This is a genomic window from Chloroflexaceae bacterium (assembly GCA_025057155.1).
In the GTDB taxonomy this organism is placed as follows: Bacteria; Chloroflexota; Chloroflexia; order Chloroflexales; family Chloroflexaceae; genus JACAEO01.
Window position 1 is genome coordinate 1 of the sequence record JANWYD010000053.1, and the last position, 954, is coordinate 954.

General features: G+C 63.2%; 1 protein-coding gene. It reads left to right on the forward strand.

Annotated features, from left to right (window positions below):
* On the forward strand, positions 1–954 hold a 954-nt coding region (locus tag NZU74_20185; protein ID MCS6883649.1), incomplete at both ends, for a DNA polymerase III subunit alpha.

Genomic DNA, 954 nt, shown 5'->3' on the forward strand with positions numbered 1-954 from the left:
AACAGATTATGCGCGCGGCGGTGGAGCTGGCCGGCTACAGCCTGAGCGAGTCCGACGACCTGCGCAAGGCCATTGCCAAGAAGCAGAAGGAAGCGCTGCTCAAGCATCAGGAGAAATTCGTCAAGGGCGCGGTGGAGCGCGGCATACCGCGCGAAGTCGCCGAGGCCATCTTCCACGACTGGGAGGAGTTTGCGAGGTACGGCTTCAACAAAAGTCACGCCGCCGTCTACGGCGTCATTGCCGTCCAGACCGCTTACCTGAAGGCCCGCTATCCCGTCGAGTATATGACGGCGCTGCTCTCGGCGTACAAGCATGATACCGACAACGTCGCGCTCTACGTCGAGGATTGCCGCGCGCTCGGCATCGAAGTCCGCCCGCCGGACGTGAACTACAGCCAGATTGATTTTTCGATTGAAGACGAAGAGCCGAAGCCAAGAGTCGGGGGTCAAGAGTCAAGGGCGAAGACGGGCGGCATCGTTGCGGCCCAATCCAAAATCCAAAATCAAAAATCCGCCATCCGCTTCGGCCTGGCGGCCATCAAGAACGTCGGCGAGGGCGCGGTGCAGGTCATCCTGAACGCGCGCGCGCAGGGCGGCAGATTCCGCTCGCTTGATGACTTCTGCCAGCGCGTGGACCTGCGCCACGTCGGCAAACGCGCGCTGGAGTGCCTGATCAAGGTCGGCGCGCTGGATGCCTTCGGCGAGCGCGGTGAGCTGCTGGACGGCCTGGATCAGATGATCAATGCTAGCGCCGCGCACTTCCGCGCGCAGGAGGCCGGTCAGCTGACTCTGTTCGGCGGCACGGGCGAGGCGGCAGGTTTTAGCGGCGTGCGGCTGGCGAAGGGCAAGGCCGTCATCTCCCAGCGCGAGAAGCTCAAGTGGGAGAAGGAGCTGCTCGGCCTGTACGTCAGCGACCATCCCCTGCAGGCGGTGATAGATAAGATCGGCGACCGGA